Origin of the sequence: Streptomyces sp. NPDC050433, assembly GCF_044458565.1 — a bacterium.
In the GTDB taxonomy this organism is placed as follows: domain Bacteria; phylum Actinomycetota; class Actinomycetes; order Streptomycetales; family Streptomycetaceae; genus Streptomyces.
Genome location: NZ_JBITIB010000028.1, coordinates 79,451 through 95,836 on the forward strand (window position 1 = coordinate 79,451; position 16,386 = coordinate 95,836).

The 16,386-nt window shown below is 70.7% G+C and carries 12 protein-coding genes and 1 tRNA gene; 11 read left to right on the forward strand and 2 right to left on the reverse strand.

Going from position 1 to position 16,386, the window contains the following annotated elements:
* Nucleotides 1-66: 66 nt before the first annotated feature.
* Complete coding sequence (locus ACIBLA_RS29130) at nucleotides 67-561, reverse strand: response regulator (RefSeq protein ID WP_363241280.1); 495 nt, start codon at nucleotides 559-561, stop codon at nucleotides 67-69.
* Between the two features lie 126 nt (nucleotides 562-687).
* On the opposite strand from ACIBLA_RS29130, the gene ACIBLA_RS29135 reads away from it, so the two are divergent.
* The 9 genes from ACIBLA_RS29135 (at nucleotide 688) to ACIBLA_RS29175 (ending at nucleotide 13,913) form a co-directional block, all read left to right on the forward strand.
* Nucleotides 688-759: transfer RNA gene (locus ACIBLA_RS29135), tRNA-Arg, on the forward strand.
* Nucleotides 760-953: 194 nt separating this feature from the next.
* Nucleotides 954-1,280: a trypco2 family protein gene (locus ACIBLA_RS29140; protein WP_363241279.1), complete on the forward strand. Its 327-nt coding sequence runs from the start codon at nucleotides 954-956 to the stop codon at nucleotides 1,278-1,280.
* Complete coding sequence (locus ACIBLA_RS29145) at nucleotides 1,277-5,377, forward strand: trypsin-like peptidase domain-containing protein (RefSeq protein WP_399200345.1); 4,101 nt, start codon at nucleotides 1,277-1,279, stop codon at nucleotides 5,375-5,377. The genes ACIBLA_RS29140 and ACIBLA_RS29145 overlap by 4 nt, the downstream gene beginning before the upstream one ends.
* Nucleotides 5,378-5,949: 572 nt before the next feature.
* The gene (locus tag ACIBLA_RS29150) at nucleotides 5,950-8,436 is read left to right on the forward strand and encodes a nitrate- and nitrite sensing domain-containing protein (protein ID WP_399200346.1); all 2,487 of its coding nucleotides are present in this window, start codon (nucleotides 5,950-5,952) and stop codon (nucleotides 8,434-8,436) included.
* The gene (locus ACIBLA_RS29155) at nucleotides 8,433-8,840 is read left to right on the forward strand and encodes a roadblock/LC7 domain-containing protein (protein ID WP_330173625.1); all 408 of its coding nucleotides are present in this window, start codon (nucleotides 8,433-8,435) and stop codon (nucleotides 8,838-8,840) included. The genes ACIBLA_RS29150 and ACIBLA_RS29155 overlap by 4 nt, the downstream gene beginning before the upstream one ends.
* Nucleotides 8,841-8,952: 112 nt before the next feature.
* Complete coding sequence (locus tag ACIBLA_RS29160) at nucleotides 8,953-10,158, forward strand: ABC transporter substrate-binding protein (protein ID WP_363241276.1); 1,206 nt, start codon at nucleotides 8,953-8,955, stop codon at nucleotides 10,156-10,158.
* A gap of 41 nt (nucleotides 10,159-10,199) precedes the next feature.
* Nucleotides 10,200-12,347 (forward strand): branched-chain amino acid ABC transporter permease, encoded by a 2,148-nt coding sequence (locus tag ACIBLA_RS29165; RefSeq protein WP_399200347.1) that lies wholly within the window; start codon nucleotides 10,200-10,202, stop codon nucleotides 12,345-12,347.
* Complete coding sequence (locus ACIBLA_RS29170; protein WP_363241274.1) at nucleotides 12,344-13,162, forward strand: ABC transporter ATP-binding protein; 819 nt, start codon at nucleotides 12,344-12,346, stop codon at nucleotides 13,160-13,162. Before ACIBLA_RS29165 ends, ACIBLA_RS29170 begins: the two co-directional genes overlap by 4 nt.
* 10 nt (nucleotides 13,163-13,172) lie before the next feature.
* Nucleotides 13,173-13,913, forward strand: a complete 741-nt coding sequence (locus ACIBLA_RS29175; RefSeq protein ID WP_399200348.1) for an ABC transporter ATP-binding protein — start codon at nucleotides 13,173-13,175, stop codon at nucleotides 13,911-13,913.
* A 40-nt stretch (nucleotides 13,914-13,953) separates the two neighbouring features.
* On the opposite strand, the gene ACIBLA_RS29180 is transcribed toward ACIBLA_RS29175, so the two are convergent.
* Nucleotides 13,954-15,165 carry an FAD-dependent monooxygenase gene (locus ACIBLA_RS29180; protein WP_363241272.1) on the reverse strand — a complete coding sequence of 404 codons (1,212 nt, stop codon included), beginning with the start codon at nucleotides 15,163-15,165 and terminating at the stop codon, nucleotides 13,954-13,956.
* 133 nt (nucleotides 15,166-15,298) lie between these two features.
* On the opposite strand from ACIBLA_RS29180, the gene ACIBLA_RS29185 reads away from it, so the two are divergent.
* On the forward strand, nucleotides 15,299-15,565 hold the full coding sequence (locus ACIBLA_RS29185; RefSeq protein ID WP_363241271.1) for a hypothetical protein: 267 nt from the start codon (nucleotides 15,299-15,301) through the stop codon (nucleotides 15,563-15,565).
* The gene (locus ACIBLA_RS29190; RefSeq protein WP_399200349.1) at nucleotides 15,565-16,353 is read left to right on the forward strand and encodes a hypothetical protein; all 789 of its coding nucleotides are present in this window, start codon (nucleotides 15,565-15,567) and stop codon (nucleotides 16,351-16,353) included. The genes ACIBLA_RS29185 and ACIBLA_RS29190 overlap by 1 nt, the downstream gene beginning before the upstream one ends.
* Nucleotides 16,354-16,386 lie beyond the last annotated feature (33 nt).

The window sequence follows — 16,386 nt, forward strand, 5'->3', positions numbered from 1 at the left end:
GGAGGGGGGCGTCTTCGCGAACCCGTTTCGCGATGTGGGCGGCGGCCGGGGTCTCCAGGGCCTCGATCAGCCGCGTGCGCCTCCGGGCGTGCTACCCGCACGCCCGGCTCCGTGCCGGCCGTCCAAGGACGGCGGACCCTCCCGGCGCATCAGCTGGCGTACGACCCTGACCAGCTCGGACGGCTCGAAGGGCTTGGCGAGGAAGGCGTCCACCCCGGCGGCTATCCCGGTCTCCACCTCGTATCGCGTGCAGGCGCTGATGATCGCGAGGGGGAGGTGGGCGGTCATCGGGTCGGCCCGCAGATGGACGGCGGTGCGGATGCCGTCGAGGCGCGGCATGACGACGTCGAGCGTGATCACATCGGGCCTGACCCGGTGGACGACGTCCAGACACTCGGCACCATCGGCCGCGGTCACGACCTCGAAGCCCTCCAGCTCCAGGTTGACCCTGATCAACTGCCGGATCACCCTGTTGTCGTCGACAACGAGCACACGGCCTGACGCGCCTGACACAACTTGAGGGTAGGGCTGCCTCACGGGCCGCGTCCGGGTTTTCCCCACTTCTCCCCCCGCGCGGAGGGACCTGCCGAGGGGAGGCCGGGCGCGGGTCGCTCGCCAAATACCTGTTCACGACGACCCCGCCGGGGCTGGTAAGGTTTCACCCGTCGCCAAGATTCACGGCGATTCGCCCCCGTAGCTCAGGGGATAGAGCATCGGCCTCCGGAGCCGGGTGCGCAGGTTCGAATCCTGCCGGGGGCACTTCCGGACAGACCTTCTGGTCCAGTGGAAACACTGATCCAGGGGGTCTTTTTCATGTGCCGGTCGCCGCGCGGCGGGTGGCTCGGGTCTCCCAACTCCTGCCCAGTTCAAGGCAGAAGGAATAGAATCACTTCGATTGGTTGCCGTCGGGCGCCCGGGACCCGTCAGGGGATCGAATTGTTGGGGGGACATCGATGACCTCACGGGACGAGCCTCAGGACATCGGCCTGTCGGCCGCTCTGGGCGCGATCCGCCGCGAGTTGGCCGCCGCCATGACGGAGGCCGACGCCGAGGACGGGCCGGTCCGGCTGAGCGTCTCCTCGCTCGAACTGGAGTTGCAGACCACCCTCACCCGAGGCACCGATCTCGACGGCGGGATCAAGGTCCATGTGATCTCCGCCGGGGCCAAGCGCTCCCAGAGCGACAGCGCGGTACAGACCGTACGGATCCAACTCGACGCCCGTACCGCGTCGGGCGCTCCGGTGCGGACCGGGGACCGGCTGGGTCAGCTGCCACGATGACGGGGGCGCCGCTTCTCGCCCTCGTGCCCTCACGTGTCGCGCGCGTCTTCATGTCGCCGTCCAATTTCGCGGCCGACCGTGCGGACATCACCCTGGGCTCCGGGTACCGCATATCCGACCGGCTGGTGCTGACCGCCAACCATGTGGTCGCGGGCGACGGGGCGCTCCTCGTGGACTTCGACGGTGACAGTGGTGACCGCCACGCCGTGGAGCGGGTGTGGCAGGACTGCCGTACGGACGTGGCACTGCTCCGGTATGTGGATCCGCCGACCAGCACAGTGGCGCCCGTGGGCCTGGGCAGGGTGGACCGTACGCGAGTGGGGAAAGTGACCGCCGACTCGCTGGGGCACCCCGTCCACGCCCGTGTCATGGACGAATTCACCGGGATCGAGCACCGGGAGATGCAGCAGGTCTCCGGTCGGGTCCTCACCGCCTCACGCGAGCGTCCCGGGGTTCTGAGCATGGAACTCGACAGCACACCGGCCCCCGCCGCCGACGGTGACAGCCCGTGGAAGGGCATGTCGGGCGCGGCCCTCGTCGCGCGCGAGAGCGGGCTGGTGCTGGGGGTCTTCCGTGACCATCTCCCCGCGAGCGGCGTCAGTACGCACGCGGTGGCCGAGCTGGCGGCCATAGACGACCCGGAGTGGGACCGACTGCTGCGCGAGGAAGGTGTCCGCCCCGACTTCCGCCCGGCGCCGCACGACGGCTGGGACACCTCCGACAACCATCTGACCCTCCATCACCGGCACGAGAGAAAGCTGGCCGACAAGGGATCGGTGTTCACCCAGCACGCGTTGCCCTTCGTGGACCCCGGACCGGAGCATCCCGCCTCGCCGCGGAACATCCTGGACACGCTCGTCGGCCTCGCGGACGAGATCCCGCCCAAGATCGGCGCCGTGCTCACCGGTCCACCGGGGACGGGCAAGACCCGGCTGTGCCTGGAGACGGCCCGGCTCGCCGACCTGGAGGGATGGCTCGTCGTCCACCTGGACGACGAGGTCTCGCTGCAAACCGCGTGGTCGTGCGTGCATCCGTACGGCCGCAGAATCCTGCTCGTCGTCCCCGACATCGGCTCGCTCGCCGAGCTGGTCACGGCGCAGATCGACGAGTTGCTCCGGTCGGCCAAGGCCAAGGGCATCAAACTCGCCGTGCTGATCGCCGCCCGGACAAGCGCCTGGGCACGCAGGAGGAAACCGTCCGACTTCCGCGCGATCGCGGCGCCCGCCGACCGGGCGCACTACGAAGCGGTACGCCGCAAGGCCGTACGTGTCCTGGCCCGAACGGCCGTGGAGCAGATCGGTGAACGGCGCACGATGCGGCTGTGCGGCGGGCCGCCCGCGTTCGCGCTCCATCTGGCTCTTCAGCGCGGCCGGCAGGCCGATCGTGGCGAGAACCTCGCACGTGCCGTCCCGCTCAACACCGAGGACATGACCGGGTGGCTGATCGCTGTGCTGGATGCGGAGAAACTCTCCGCACCGGAGTTCGTGCAGAGGGGCCTGGTGGAGAAGGAAGAGGCGGTGCCACCTGACCGGATCGCCGCCACGAGAATCGCCGCCGCCACCCCCTGCCAGCGCGACGTGCTGAAGCTGATCATCACCGAAGGGGACATCACCGAGACGGCACTGGCCCATGCCGAGGAGCTCATCAAGTCCCTTGAGCACAAGAGCCTGGTGGAAGCACACAGTGGCGAGGTGCGTATGGTGCACGACCTCTACACCGACCAGATACTGGCGCGCTTCCTGCTGATGCGCGACGAGAGGACCCCACGGGACGACGTCCTGTGGAAAGTGCTGAACTGCGGTCTGACCAGCCCTCACGTGCTCGGAAACGTGCTGAGGGCGGTGGACCGGCTCCACGAGGCGCTGGGCGAGGCGGAGAGCCAAGGCCTCGTCGACGCCGTCGTGCGGTGGTTCGAGGAGAAAGAGGGATCGAACGCCGCGACGGCGGGGCAGCTGATCGCCGCGGACCCACGCGGCCGGGCCCTTCTCACCCTGCTGCGCGGAAACTCCTGGCAGCCCCTGGTCCAGCGCTTCCCGGAGCGGATCGCCGAGCCGTGGCTCCGTACGAACTACACCCAACCGGTCGCCCGTCATGCCCTGATGGCCGTCAGGTCGTACCTCGACGCCTCCCACGGCCTGGCCTATCTCATGGGCTGGATCGACAAGAACGCCGTCCTCCCGCAGGCCGCCTTTGTCTTCCATCGCGCGCTGCCCGGCGCCGACGCGGACTCGGCGTTCAGCGAGTGGACCGTGGACGGCATGTACGAGTACCTCACCCAGAACTGGCACCGTATCGAGGCCTCGCGCGTCTACGACCGGCTGTTCGACGACGCCAAGGGACTGGCTCTGCGCCCCGGCGACCGGCGCGTGGCGCAGGTGGTGGACTGGGCGCTGGCCTGGTTACGGAACCACCCCCAGCGGTCCGAGGCGGGCTTCTTCGCACCGCAGTTGCTGCTGCGGCCCGAACTGAAGGGCAGGCCGCTGGCCGACACGGCCCGGTTACTGCTCGACACGGTGGTCCCCCGAGACCTCAGAAGCGCCAGCTACTCCCTGGAGCCGCTTCTCAAGAGGCAGCGGCTGCACAAGGATCTGCCCCGCCCCCTCTTCAAACAGGCGGTGAAGGACTCGCTGGCCTGGCTGGAGGACGAGCGGCTGGGACAGCGCCCCGAGGCCGCGTACGTACTCGGGGAACTGCTGCGCCGGGACCTTCCGGGCCGCGACGACACCCCTCGCGCCGCGCAGTGCGGACTGCGCTGGCTGGACGCTGCGGCGACCCATCCGGACGCCTGGCGGGTGCTCAGCCCCTTGCTCACCAAGGCCCGGAAGCCCGACGCACGTGCGGAGGCGATGCTCACCGACGACGAGTGCGTGGAACTCGCCGACCACGCGGTGGCCTGGCTGGACGGGCCGGGTGCGGAACACCACAGTCAGATCAGCCTCCTCGGCACGCTGCTCCGTGCCCGGCTGCTCGACGGCGACGAGGACGTACTGCACCGCCTCGCCGACACGGCGCTGCGGCTTTACAACGGCTCGCCCGACCCCACGGTGGCTCGCAGCCTGCTCGTGCCCCTCCTGTCGAAGAGATCGCTCCGCGCCAAGAACAAGGGCCTGGTGCTCGACGCGGCCTTCGACTACCTCAAGCGCCATCCCAGGAACGTGCACACGAGCCACCCGCTGACAGGGCTCGTCACGCGTACCGACCTCGACGAGCGGCAGTTCCGGGACGCCATGACCGCGACGCTCGGGTGGATCGACGCCCACCCCAGAGATGACAGCGCGTTCGTGCTCCTGGCCCGCGCGCTCAACAGCCCGCTGGCCGGGGCGGCCGACCGCGGCAGGCTGGCCGGGCGCCTCATCGAGGTGCTCTCGGTCGAGCTGCTGTCCACCGACGCGCGGCACAAACTCACCCAGTGCCTCCTCGGACACCGGGACGAGATCGTCCCCGAGTGGAACCGCTTCGTGGCCCGCGCCTGTCGCGTGCTGGCCGACGCCGGCCTTCCCGAGTACGCCCTGCCGGTACTGAACCGCATGCTCAAGGGCACCGACCGGCTCGACCTGTTGACGCTGGACGATCTCTACGCCACCTGTTCCGCCTGGTGCGACACCCGGCCCCTGTTCTCGGCGGACGCCGTCCTCCTCATCCGTACGGTTCTCACGAGCCGCCCGATCTCTCCGGCCGCGCGGCGCGGCACCTCGGTGGCCGCCTGCCGGCTCCTGAACGCGGAATCGGCGGGCCGACGAGGCAGCGGATGGCTCCTCCTCGACCTTCTGCGGCACGGCGACCTCTCCGGCGGACCCGACGGCGGGAGCGGGTTCGAGAACGCGTGGCGCACATCCCTCGACTGGCTCGATGCCTGGCCCGGCCACCAACTGGTCCTTCCCCTGCTGGAAGAGGTGACTCGCGGACTGCGGCGCTACGGTGCCAAGGCGGCCGGGCCCCGCCCCGAGGCGGCTGCGGACGGGGCGACCGCGGATATGGCGGAGCGCGCGATGCGTCACTGGGAGACATGGCTGGCCGGGAATCCCGACGCCGACGCGACGGAGCGTGCGGCTGCGGAGAGCCACCGGCGGCAGCTCAGGGCCTTGGCGCACGAGTAGGCCCCCGCCCGGCACCTTCGCCAACTCATCCGCCAACTCTCCCCATATGTCGTACACATGGCCCACACGGGCGCCGTCGCACCTCACCCACGCGACTGAGGCCTATGACCGAAATGCCGCCCCTGGCATGTCTGTTCGGGCTCGCGATCTAACCCTTCGGCAACGACATTCAGGGAGTTGACTCTCCCGTCAAGTCGCCACGCCGGAGCGTCGGCCAGACATTCCGGTGGTATCGCGGCGGGAGGTGCCCGAGGCGTTGGATGGCTGGTCAGATATGGTGTGGCCGAAACGATTCGGTGATTCCGCTTAGGGGGTCGAGAGGGGCTTCTGCCGTCACTTTCGGCCGAGTTGGATCGATCGTGGCCAGTTGGACACCCGTATTTTTCGAGGATGTACGCATCCGTAACGAGGTGCTACAGCATAGGATCAAGCCGCGCCACGGGGGCCTCGCCAGTCCCTTCCGTAACTGTGCACACGATCTACTCGCGATCCCCACCGACACCCCCCAACCCGTTAATAGGTATCTGCGTGTCACCGATACTCAGCACCGGTTCCGGCGATGGAGCCGCGCAGTGAAAATCAATCGTCGCCTCGTCCTGCTGGTCACCGTGCCCCTCGTCGTGGCCGTCACCTTCGCGGTACTGGCTCTCGCCCCCGCGACCACCCAGGCGCTGCAGGCCAACCGGCTCACGGGCATGGTCGATGCCGCTTCGTCCGCAAGCGAATTGACCCACCTTCTACAGCGTGAGCGGGCGGCAGCGACCGCGCTCGTCTCCACCCAGGGAGATCCCGAGGCATTCGGCGAATCGTCCAGGGCCACGGACAAGAGCCTCGCTCAATTCCGTTCACAGGTCAGTGAGTTGTCATCCGTTCCGGACAACGCGCGGCGCGCGCTGGACCGGATCGACCGTTTCGCCGAGGAAATGCCCTCCCTGCGCGCCCAGGTGCGTTCCGGAGGCAGCACCGTCACGGCGCTGACGTTCGGCTACCGGATCGTGATCGCCGACCTGATCGACTACCGCGACGGCATCGCACAGGCCGACGGAGTCGACGCGGACGTCGCCGACCGGATCCGCGCCTCCGCCGCACTGTCGCGGGCCGCCGAGCACATGGGGCAGCAGCAGGTCGCGGTGATGAAGGCCCAGGCCACGGGTGGCTTCACCCAGGCGTCCAAGCGGACCTTCGACGCCACACGGCTCGGCTACACCGAGGCGACGGGCGTCCTGTTCGACCTCGGGCCGCAGCAGTGGCGGACCTGGTTGGAGCGCACGCTCTCCGGCCCGAAGGCCCTGGCCGCGCGCCAGCTTGAGGACCAGGTCAGCCGCACCGCGCCGGACGAGAAGCTCACTGTCGAGCCGCAGGAGTGGCAGAAGGCGTCGTCCGACCGGATCGCCCTGCTGCGCTCGGTCGAGAGCCGGATCGACAACTCGGTACACAAGACCGTCAACGACACGCGCACCTCGCTCGCCTGGCTGGCCGGCGCCGAGGTGGCGCTGGTGCTGCTCACCCTCGTCGGCGCGGTCGTCGTCGCCATCCGGCTCGGCCGCGTGATGATCCGCCGGCTGCGGGATCTGCGCAACGCCGCGCACGAGGTGGCGCACACGGGACTGCCGCGGGTGATGGCGGAGCTGTCCCAGCCCGGCGCGCTCAGCGGTGCCACCCCCGAGCAGGTCGCCGAGCGGTCGGGCAACCCGGTGAAGACCACCGGTCTGGACGAGATCGGCGAGGTCGGTGAGGCGTTCAACGCCGTCCACCACGAAGCCGTACGACTGGCCGCGCAACAGGCCCACATCCACGAGCAGTTCGCCGAGACGCTGGTCGGTGTCGCCCGCAGGGGCGCCCAGTTGACCACCGTCATGGTGTCCGAGCTGGACACGGTGCAGCGCGACGAGGCCGACCCCGAGCGTATGAAGACCCTGTTCGCGCTCGACCACCTCGCGATCCGCATGGAGCGCAACACCAACAACCTGCTGGTGCTGGGCGGTTACGGGCACGGCCGGGTGCGGTCCGCGGACATCTCCTGCTCGACGGTGATCGTGGCCGCCGCGCAGCAGATCGAGCGCTTCGACCGGGTGTCCCTCGGTGTCATCGAGTCCGGCATCGGCATCGCCGCCCGTGTGGTCCACGACGTGGCGCACATCCTCGCCGAACTGCTCGACAACGCGACGCGTTTCTCGCCCCCGGACAAGCAGGTCGGAGTCGCGGTCTGGCGGCTGTGGGACCGCGCTGTCGTGCAGATAGTCGACGAGGGGGTGGGCATCACCGCCGAGCGGCGCGCCAACCTCAACAAGGGTCTGCTGGAGCCGAAGTCCGGTATCGGCGACGTCCGTTCCATGGGTCTGCACGTGGTGGCGCGGCTCGCCGCCCGGCACGGCATCGTGGTCGAGCTGCGGGACTCCTCGGGGCCGGGCACCATCGCCGAGGTCACCCTGCCGGCGAACGTACTGGCCGCGGCTCCGCAGGAGACCGCGCCGCCCGCGCAGGGCTCGCTCGGCGAGCGTCCCGGTGTGACGTACGAGGCACCGCGCCCGATCACCGCGCCCGGCCAGTCCGGCCGCCGGCAGACCGCCGGGGCGGGCGCTGCGCCCGGCCGGAGCGGCATCGGCAGGAACGGCGGCGACGCGGACGCGGGCGACTACAACCCGGGCGGGGCCGGCGCCATCGCCGCGGCCTCCGGGAACGGCGGGTCCCGGTCCAACGGGTCCAATGGGTCCATGGACCCGCGAGGCTCTCAGGGCGGCTCCGACAGTGACGGCCGCGGGAGCGCCAGCAAGCCCTCCCAGCACCCCGTCCACGCGGAGCCGGTCTCCCGTATCGCCGGAGTCAGCTCCTCGGGCCTGCCACTGCGGCAGCGCAACACGCCGAAGCAGTGGCCCACCTTGGGCAAGCGCGACGGCGCCGAGCAGCGCTCCGGCACCGCCCCCAAACCGTCGCCCCGCCGCCGGGACTCCCGGCAGGTTTCTGACGTCCTGGCAGCCTACGCCCAGGGGATCAACAGGAGCACGAGCCACCGCGGGCGCTCCGCCACCGACGACGACACCCAACGGAGCAAGAAATGACGACCTCACCCACCGACCTCAGCTGGATCCTGAGCGGCTTCGCCGGACGCATTCCAGAGGTCACCCAGGCCATAGCCGTGTCCGTGGACGGTCTCGCACTGGCCTACACCGGGGTGGAGCGCGACGACGCCGACCGGCTGGCCGCCATCGCATCGGGTGTCGTCAACCTGCTCTCCGCCGCTGCCCAGTTGACCAACACCGACCCTGTCGAGCACAGCCTGACCGCGATGGAGGGCGGCTACATGTTCTCGATGGCCGTCTCCAGCGGCGCGTCCCTGCTGGTGACGACCACCAGGGACGCGGACATCGGCGAGGTCAGCTACATGATGTCCGAACTGATCAACCAGGTCGGTGACTCCCTGACTCCCCAGGTCCGCGACGCGAACGCGCAGCCCTCCCGCTGACGTCCGGGTCGTTCAGCTCCACCGTTCGGCTCGTTCGCCGTTCGTGCTGTTCCTGCTCGTGCTGTTCCCGCTCGTCCCGTCCGTTTTTCAATTCCTCCCGATGAGAGCCCTCATGTTCTTCGACATATCCATACCGCGAGGCCGCCGCAGAGTCCGGCCGGTCGGCGCAGCCGCCCTCGCACTCGGTCTGGCAGCCGTCACCGGGTGCAGCGGCGACAGCGGCGCCGGCGACGACAAGGTGAAGGTCGGTCTGGTGGCCTCGCTGTCAGGCACGTACGAGCCGGTCGGCACGGAGCTGCGGAAGGGCTTCGAGCTGTATCTGGCGACCCACGACAACAAGCTGGGCGGCCGAGAGGTCGAGCTGATCGTGGCGGACGAGGGCGACGGTCCGCCGACCGCGGTTCCCGCGGCCACCAAGCTGGTCAAGAAGGACAAGGTCGACGCGCTGACCGGCCTCGTCAGCGGTGGTTCGGTCAACGCGGTGATGCCGCTGGTCAACCAGGCCAAGATCCCACTGCTCGGGTCCAACGGCCGTCCGCCGGTCAAGGACATGAAGTACATCTGGACGACGAGCTTCCTCTCCGACGAGCCGGGCGCGGCCATCGCCCCGTACGTCAAGGAGAAGGTGGACGGCCCGGTCTACGCGATCGGCCCCGACTACCAGGGTGGCTACGACGAACTGCGCGGTTTCACCGACAAGTTCAAGGAGGTCGGCGGCAAGCTCGCCAACCCCGACGGCAAGACCAAGTGGACGCCGTTCCCGAAGACCACGAACTTCATGCCGTACTTCGCGGACATCGCCAAGACGGACGCCAAGGCCGTGTACTGCTTCTACGCCGGCAAGGCCGCCATCGACTTCGCCAAGCAGTACGCGCAGTCCGACATCGCCGATCTGCCGCTGTACACCGCCTTCGTGACCGAGGGCAGTGTGCTCCAGGCGCAGGGCGACGCGGCGAAGGACGTCTACTCGGTCCTGAACTACGCGGCCGACCTCGACAACGAGGCCAACCGCAAGTTCGCCGCCGACTGGACCGCCAAGCACGACACCCAGCCGACGACCTACGCGATGGCCTCGTACGACGCGGCGGCCGTGCTGGACCAGGCGATCGCCGACGCCGCCGAGAAGGGCGAGGTCACGCGCGAGACCATCAACACCGCGATCGGCGGTCTCGGCCAGATCGACAGCCCGCGCGGCGCCTGGGAGTTCGGCGACAAGGCGCACTCGCCGGTGCAGCAGTGGTACCTGCGCCAGGTGCGCAAGGACGGTGACCAGCTGGCCAACGTGATGGTCCAGGACCTGGCGACGCTCGGCAGCTGAGGGCCGAAGTAGCTGAGAGCCCAAGTAGCTGAGAGCTGAGAATGAATCTCCTTGATGCCCACCTCGTGCCGGCGGTGGACGGAGTGGCCTACGGGCTCCTGCTGTTCGTGGTCGCCGCCGGCCTGAGTCTCGCCTTCGGCACCGCGGGCGTGCTGAACCTGTCACACGGCACGCTGTACGCGATCGGTGCCTACACCGGTGCCGAGTTGAGCGACGGGACCTGGGGCGGTCTCGCCGTCGGACTCGTGGCCGGCACCCTCGCGGCAGCCGCCGCCGGTGCCGGTCTGTCCGCGGCGACGATCCCCCTGGCCCGTCGTGGGCATCTCTCACAAGCACTGCTGACGTTCGGACTGGCCCTGATCGGTGGCAATCTGCTCATCGAGTTCTTCGGGGCCGACGAGCTACCGGTACGCGTACCCGAGGCGCTGGACTCCTCGGTGACGCTGCTGGGCCACCGGTACCCCGCGTACCGGCTCTGCTTCATCCTGATGGCCGTGCTGCTCGCGGCGTTCGGTACGTGGGTGCTCACCCGCACCCGCGTGGGAGCGGCGGTACGGGCCTCCGCCGACGACCCGCAGATGCTGGCCACCACCGGGCACAGCCCGCGCGCCGTGCACACCGGTGTGCTGGTCGCCGCCGGTGCGCTGGCCGGGGCCGCCGGAGTGCTCGGCGCGCCCATCATCGGGCCGGGGGCCGGCACCGCCGACACGGTGCTGATGCTGTCCCTCGTGGTGGTCGTGCTCGGCGGGCTGCGGTCGCTGTGGACAACGTTCTTCGCGGCGATCGCCGTCGGCGAGGTGCAGACGCTCGGTGTCTCGCTGGCGCCTGACTGGGCGCCGTACCTGCTGTTCGCGGCCATGGCCGCCGTACTGATCCTGCGGGCACAGTTCACCGAGCCGGCGACGGCGGGGCACGGGGGCGGTGACGGCGGCTCGGACCCGGTTCAGTGGCTGCGTCGACGGCTCTCCGCGTCGGTCGGGCGGGGCAAGGGCGCGGGCGCCGGGGCCCCTTCGGGTGCGGACGGCGGCGTCGCGGACGGCACTGCGGCGGACGGCGCTGTGACCGGGAAGCGGGAGCAGCCGGTACGGTCCGGGAGCGGCGGGCCGTTGCCGTGGCTGCTCCGCGGGGGCGGCGCCGACGACGGCCTCGCCTCTCGGGTACGCCAGGCCGCTCCGCTGCTCGTGCTGCTCGTCGTGCTCATCTCGCTGCCGGCGCTGCTCGACGCATACACCATCTCGCTGGCCGGCTCCGCGCTGGCGCTCGGACTGCTCGCGGTCAGCGTCACCGTCCTGACCGGCTACGCCGGGCTGCCGACCCTGGGCCAGACCGCGCCGTTCGCCGTCGGCGCGTACGCCACCGCGAATCTCGCCGACGCGGGGTGGACGGTGGGCCCGGTCCAGATCGTCCTCTCGGCGATCGCCGCCGCGCTGTTCTCCCTGGTGACGGGGCCGGCGGTGATCCGGGCCCGTGGCACCACGGTGCTGATGATCACGCTCGCCATCGGCGAGTTGGCCAGCGCCGCCATCAACCAGCTCAAGTCCGTCACCGGCGGTGCCGACGGCCTCGTCGGCTTCCCGCCCACGCAGGCGCTGTGGGGCGAGGAGGGGATGGTCGACGAGAGCGAGGTCTACAACTACGCGCTCGCCGTGGCGGTCGTCGCCGTCGTCGTGACGCTGATCGTGCTGCGTTCGCCGGCGGGCAAGCTGCTGACCGGTACCCGCAACGCCGAGGCGCGGATGCGCGCGTCCGGCCACCCGGTGGGGCGCTATCTGCTGATGGCGCACATCGGCGCCGGTGCGCTGGCCGGGGTCGGCGGTTCGCTGATGGTCACCGTGCAGCAGTACCTCTCCCCCGCCGACGTCGGTTTCGAGATCGCGGCGTTCGCGCTGCTGGCGGCCGTCATCGGCGGCAGCACCTCGGTGATCGGTGCCCTGATCGGCGCCGGACTCATCGTCAGCACCCGTGACTGGCTTGCCGGTTCGTGGCCCGGTCATGGACATCTGCTGCTCGGCGTGCTGTTCGTCGCCGCCGTCTATCTGCTCCCGCGCGGGCTGGCCGGGCTGCGCGTCGGGAGCCGTTCCGGTGGGTCCGACTCCGGTGGCTCCAGTGCCGGTGGGCGGGGAGCCTCGAAGGCCGGCGGACCTCCGCCCGGCCACGACAGCGTTCCGGCCGGGAAGGTCACCCCATGACAGCTGTACTGGACCTCAAGAACCTCACCCGCCGTTACGGGAGCCTGACCGCCGTCGACGACGTCAGCCTCCAACTCCCGGCCGGAGCACGGCACGCCGTCATCGGGCCCAACGGCGCGGGCAAGACCACCCTGCTGAACCTGATCGCCGGTACCGACCGCCCCGACCACGGCACCATCACCCTGGGCGGCGCCGACATCACCCGTACGGCCACCGCCAAGCGCAGCCGTCTCGGTATCGCCCGCAGCTTCCAACAACCGTCCGTCATCGCCGAGTTGTCGGTGCTGGACAATATCGTGCTGGCCGGCTGGCGGCACCATCCGCTGCGCCGGGGCGCCTGGCGGCGGCCGTCCCGCTACCGGCAGCACGCCGAGTCCGCCGCCCGCCATCTGGAGGCCGTGGGCCTCGCCGACTCCGCCCACCGGCCGGCCGCCGACCTGTCCCACGGCCAGCGCCGCATGCTCGACCTCGCGGCGGCGCTCGCGGGCGACCCGCGCCTGCTGCTGCTCGACGAGCCGGCGGCCGGTCTGACCGACGGCGACATCGGCCGCCTGCTCTCGATCCTGGGCGGCCTTCCGGACAGCGTGGCCATCATCCTGGTGGAGCACCATGTCGAGGTCGTCGCCGAACTCGCGGAAACGGTGACCGTGTTGGCGGCCGGACGGGTCCTGATCACCGGGCCCACGGCGGACGCGCTCGCTCATCCGGAGGTCCGCGACGCCTACCACGCCACCAACAGCACCAGCGCCACCAGCGGCAGCGAGACCGACGCCGCCGCCGACGCCGTACGTGACACCGCAGACGCGAGAAGGTGACCGAGCACCGATGCTGGAAATCACCGGCCTGACGGCGGGCTACCACGGCGGCACCGTCCTGCACGACCTCGACCTGACCGTCCCCGCCGGTTCCGTCCACGCGATCGTGGGCCACAACGGGGCCGGCAAGACCACGCTCGTCCACACCGTGGCGGGGTTCATCCGTCCCTCCGCCGGCTCGGTACGGCTGAACGGCCAGGACATGACCGGGCAGCCCGCCCACAAGGTGGCGCGCGCCGGGATCGGTCTCGTACCGCAGGGCCGCCGGGTCTTCGCCGGGCTGACCGTCGCGGAGCATCTGCGGCTCTCCCACCGTCCGCCGGGGCGCGGCGACGCGACCCGGCCCAGCGAGTGGACCCCCGCGCGGGTCCTGGAGCTGCTGCCCCGGCTGGGTGAGCGCCGGGGCAACCGGGGCACGGACCTGTCCGGTGGCGAACAGCAGATGCTCGCCCTGGCCCGCGCGCTGCTCGGCTCGCCGAGCGTACTGCTGCTGGACGAGCCCACGGAGGGTCTGGCGCCCGGACTGGCCAAGCAGATCTACGAGTTGGTCGGCACGCTGGCGCAGGAAGGAATCGCCGTGCTGCTGGTGTCTCCGAGCCCGGCGCAGGCAGCCGAGTGTGCCCGTACGATCACGGTCCTCACGTCGGGCCGGATGACGCTGCGGATGGACGGCGCGGACGCCCGTACCGACCCGACGGCGCTGCACGAGGCACTGGAGCTGGCTCCGGTGCGGGCCGCCGCCGCGCGCTGAATCCCAGGCGCCGAGCGGCCCGCCACTCGCCCCGAAGCGGCTACGGACGCTTCAACTGGTGCCCGCCGAAGCCGCTGTTGCGGTCGGAGCCACTGTTCTGGTCCTGCCACCACGCGTCGAACTCCGGCTGACGCATCGCACTCCAGTCCGGGGTGTTCTCGACCTGGGCGCTGCCCATCCTGCGGGCCAGCGCGACCAGCGAGGCGCCGACGGCGCCGCGGTTCGTGTCGTACGCCTCCGTGATCTCCTTCCAGCTGCCCCCGGCCACCGCGGCGGCCTCCAGGGCGGTGGCGTCCTGGAGCGCCTTCACGCTGCCGCCGCCGATGTGCGGCCGGGCGACGCTGGCGGCGTCACCGACGAGGAGCATGCGCTCGGAGGTGTAGTGGGGCACCTCAAGGTCGTAGATGGGCTGGATGAACGTGGTCTCGGCGGGCGTACGCAGCACCCTGGCGGCCCAGTAGGGCGGGAAGTTGTCCGCGACGAGGGCCCGGAGGTAGGCGGTGAGCTGTTCGTTGAGCCGGCCGGGCGGCAGCGAGGTCGGCGTCTTCAGGTCCGCGTGGAGGCCCTCGGGCGGGGCGGTGTAGAGCACCCAGTTCAGGCGGTGGCCGCCGGAGCCGTCCGGGATGCGGTAGATCATGCAGTGGCCGCCGGGGAAGACCACGTTGTGGGCGTCGTTGCCGTCGGAGGGGAGGTCGGCGACGTCGGCGGAGGTGCCGCGCCAGCCGATGTAGCCGGCGTACGTCGCGCTGAGGCCGGGGAACATGGCGTCGCGCACGACGGAGCGGTAGCCGTCGGCACCGACGACTGCGTCGAAGCGTTCGCGCCGCCCGTCGCCGAGTTGAAGGGTGACGCCGTCGGAATCGGGCTCCACGGCGCTCACGAGCGCACCGGACCGGTAGGTGACGTCCTCGGGAACCCGGCGCCGCAACTCGCTCCACAGCGAACCCCAGTTGTACGCGCGGAACGGGAACGGCTGCTCGCCGACGGCCCGTCCGTGCTCCGCCTCGCCGTCCCGCACGGTCCACACGCGCCGGGTCAGCGGCGCCCACGGCATCTCGGCGGCCACGTATCCGGCGCTCTCAAGCTCGGTGTACCGGTCGTTGTGGAGGGCGATCCCGACTCCCCTGTCGCGGAGTTCGGCGTCGGCCCGCTCGAAGACGGTGACCTTCCCGGCTCCGCCGCGGGACACGGCCAGGGCTGTGGCACACCCCGCGATGCTGCCGCCGACGACGGCGACGCTGCCTCCACGCATACCTGGCTCTCCACTCAGTCGATGGTGTTGGTGCTCATGGTCCTGATGGTGGTGGTGACGCTGGGGTGGAATCCTATTCGAGTGGCATGGGCCCGCGATTGTCGGCGGTGCACGGGATTGCGATCCTTGACACGTGCCAGGACAACGGAAGCGCGAGCGGGGCCGGGAGCGGCGACGGGGCTCCTCGGAGGCCGAGTGGGGGCCGGGGCGCTGGACCGTGGTGTTCGAGACCGCCGACGAGGCGCGGTGGCGGACCGAGGTGCGGCGCCGTATCGCCGAACACGAGGTGAAAGACCCGTCGATGTTCCGGCTCGACACGTTCTGCGGCCGGACGCGGCTGCCGACGACGTACCGGCTGAGCGTCTTCGTCCAGGACGGCGCGGCGGGACTTCGCCGGTGATGCCGACGGGTGAGGGGGAAGACGTGGCGTGGGCCCGGCGCTGGCTGGCGGAGCGGGGAGTGACCGAAGCCGGCAACGGGGCCGGCTGGACCGAGGAGGCGCCGGCCGGGGGCGACGGGGCGCCCGGCACCGTGCTGTCCGCGAACGACATCGCCCACACCTGGACGCGAGCCGCGCTCACCGACCCCGATCTCGACGCCGCCCAACGCCTGGGCCTCGGCTTCGGGTTGCTGGACCTCCTCGGCGAGTACTGGGTGCTCTGCGAGATCGGCTTCGCCCTCGCCGACAGCGACGACCCGCTCCCCGCCGACGCGTTCTGGGCGGGCTGCCGTCGGCGCCTTGAGTCCGTCGAGGAGCCGAGGGCGCTCACGTACGCCCTGTGGGCCGACTGGTTCGAGGACCGTACGACGGTGCGGACGGCCTTCTCCGAGGTGCTGGGGAACGACGCGGCCGTGCTGCCCCGTGGCGAGCGGCCCCTGCTGTTGCGGGCCCAGTGGGTGCTGGGTGTGTCGGGGCCGGTGCCGTGGCCGGTGAAACACCGCGTGTACGAGGCGGCGGCGACGGTCCCCGCGTTGCACGGTGCGCTGTTGCGCGCCCTTCTCGCCGGTTACCACGACGTGTACGGCGACTTGGAGCCCGGGGCCGCGCTCGTACTGCTGCGGCGGCTGGACCTGCCGGCCGGTACCGGGCATGTCGCGGATCTGACCGCGGTCCTCGAAGCCGGCCATCGGAATCACCGCGCCGCACCCACGGCGTGGCCGCGCCGACCGGGCCCGTCCGGCGGTTGAGAACACCGCGCGGCGGACGGACCCGGTCGACCG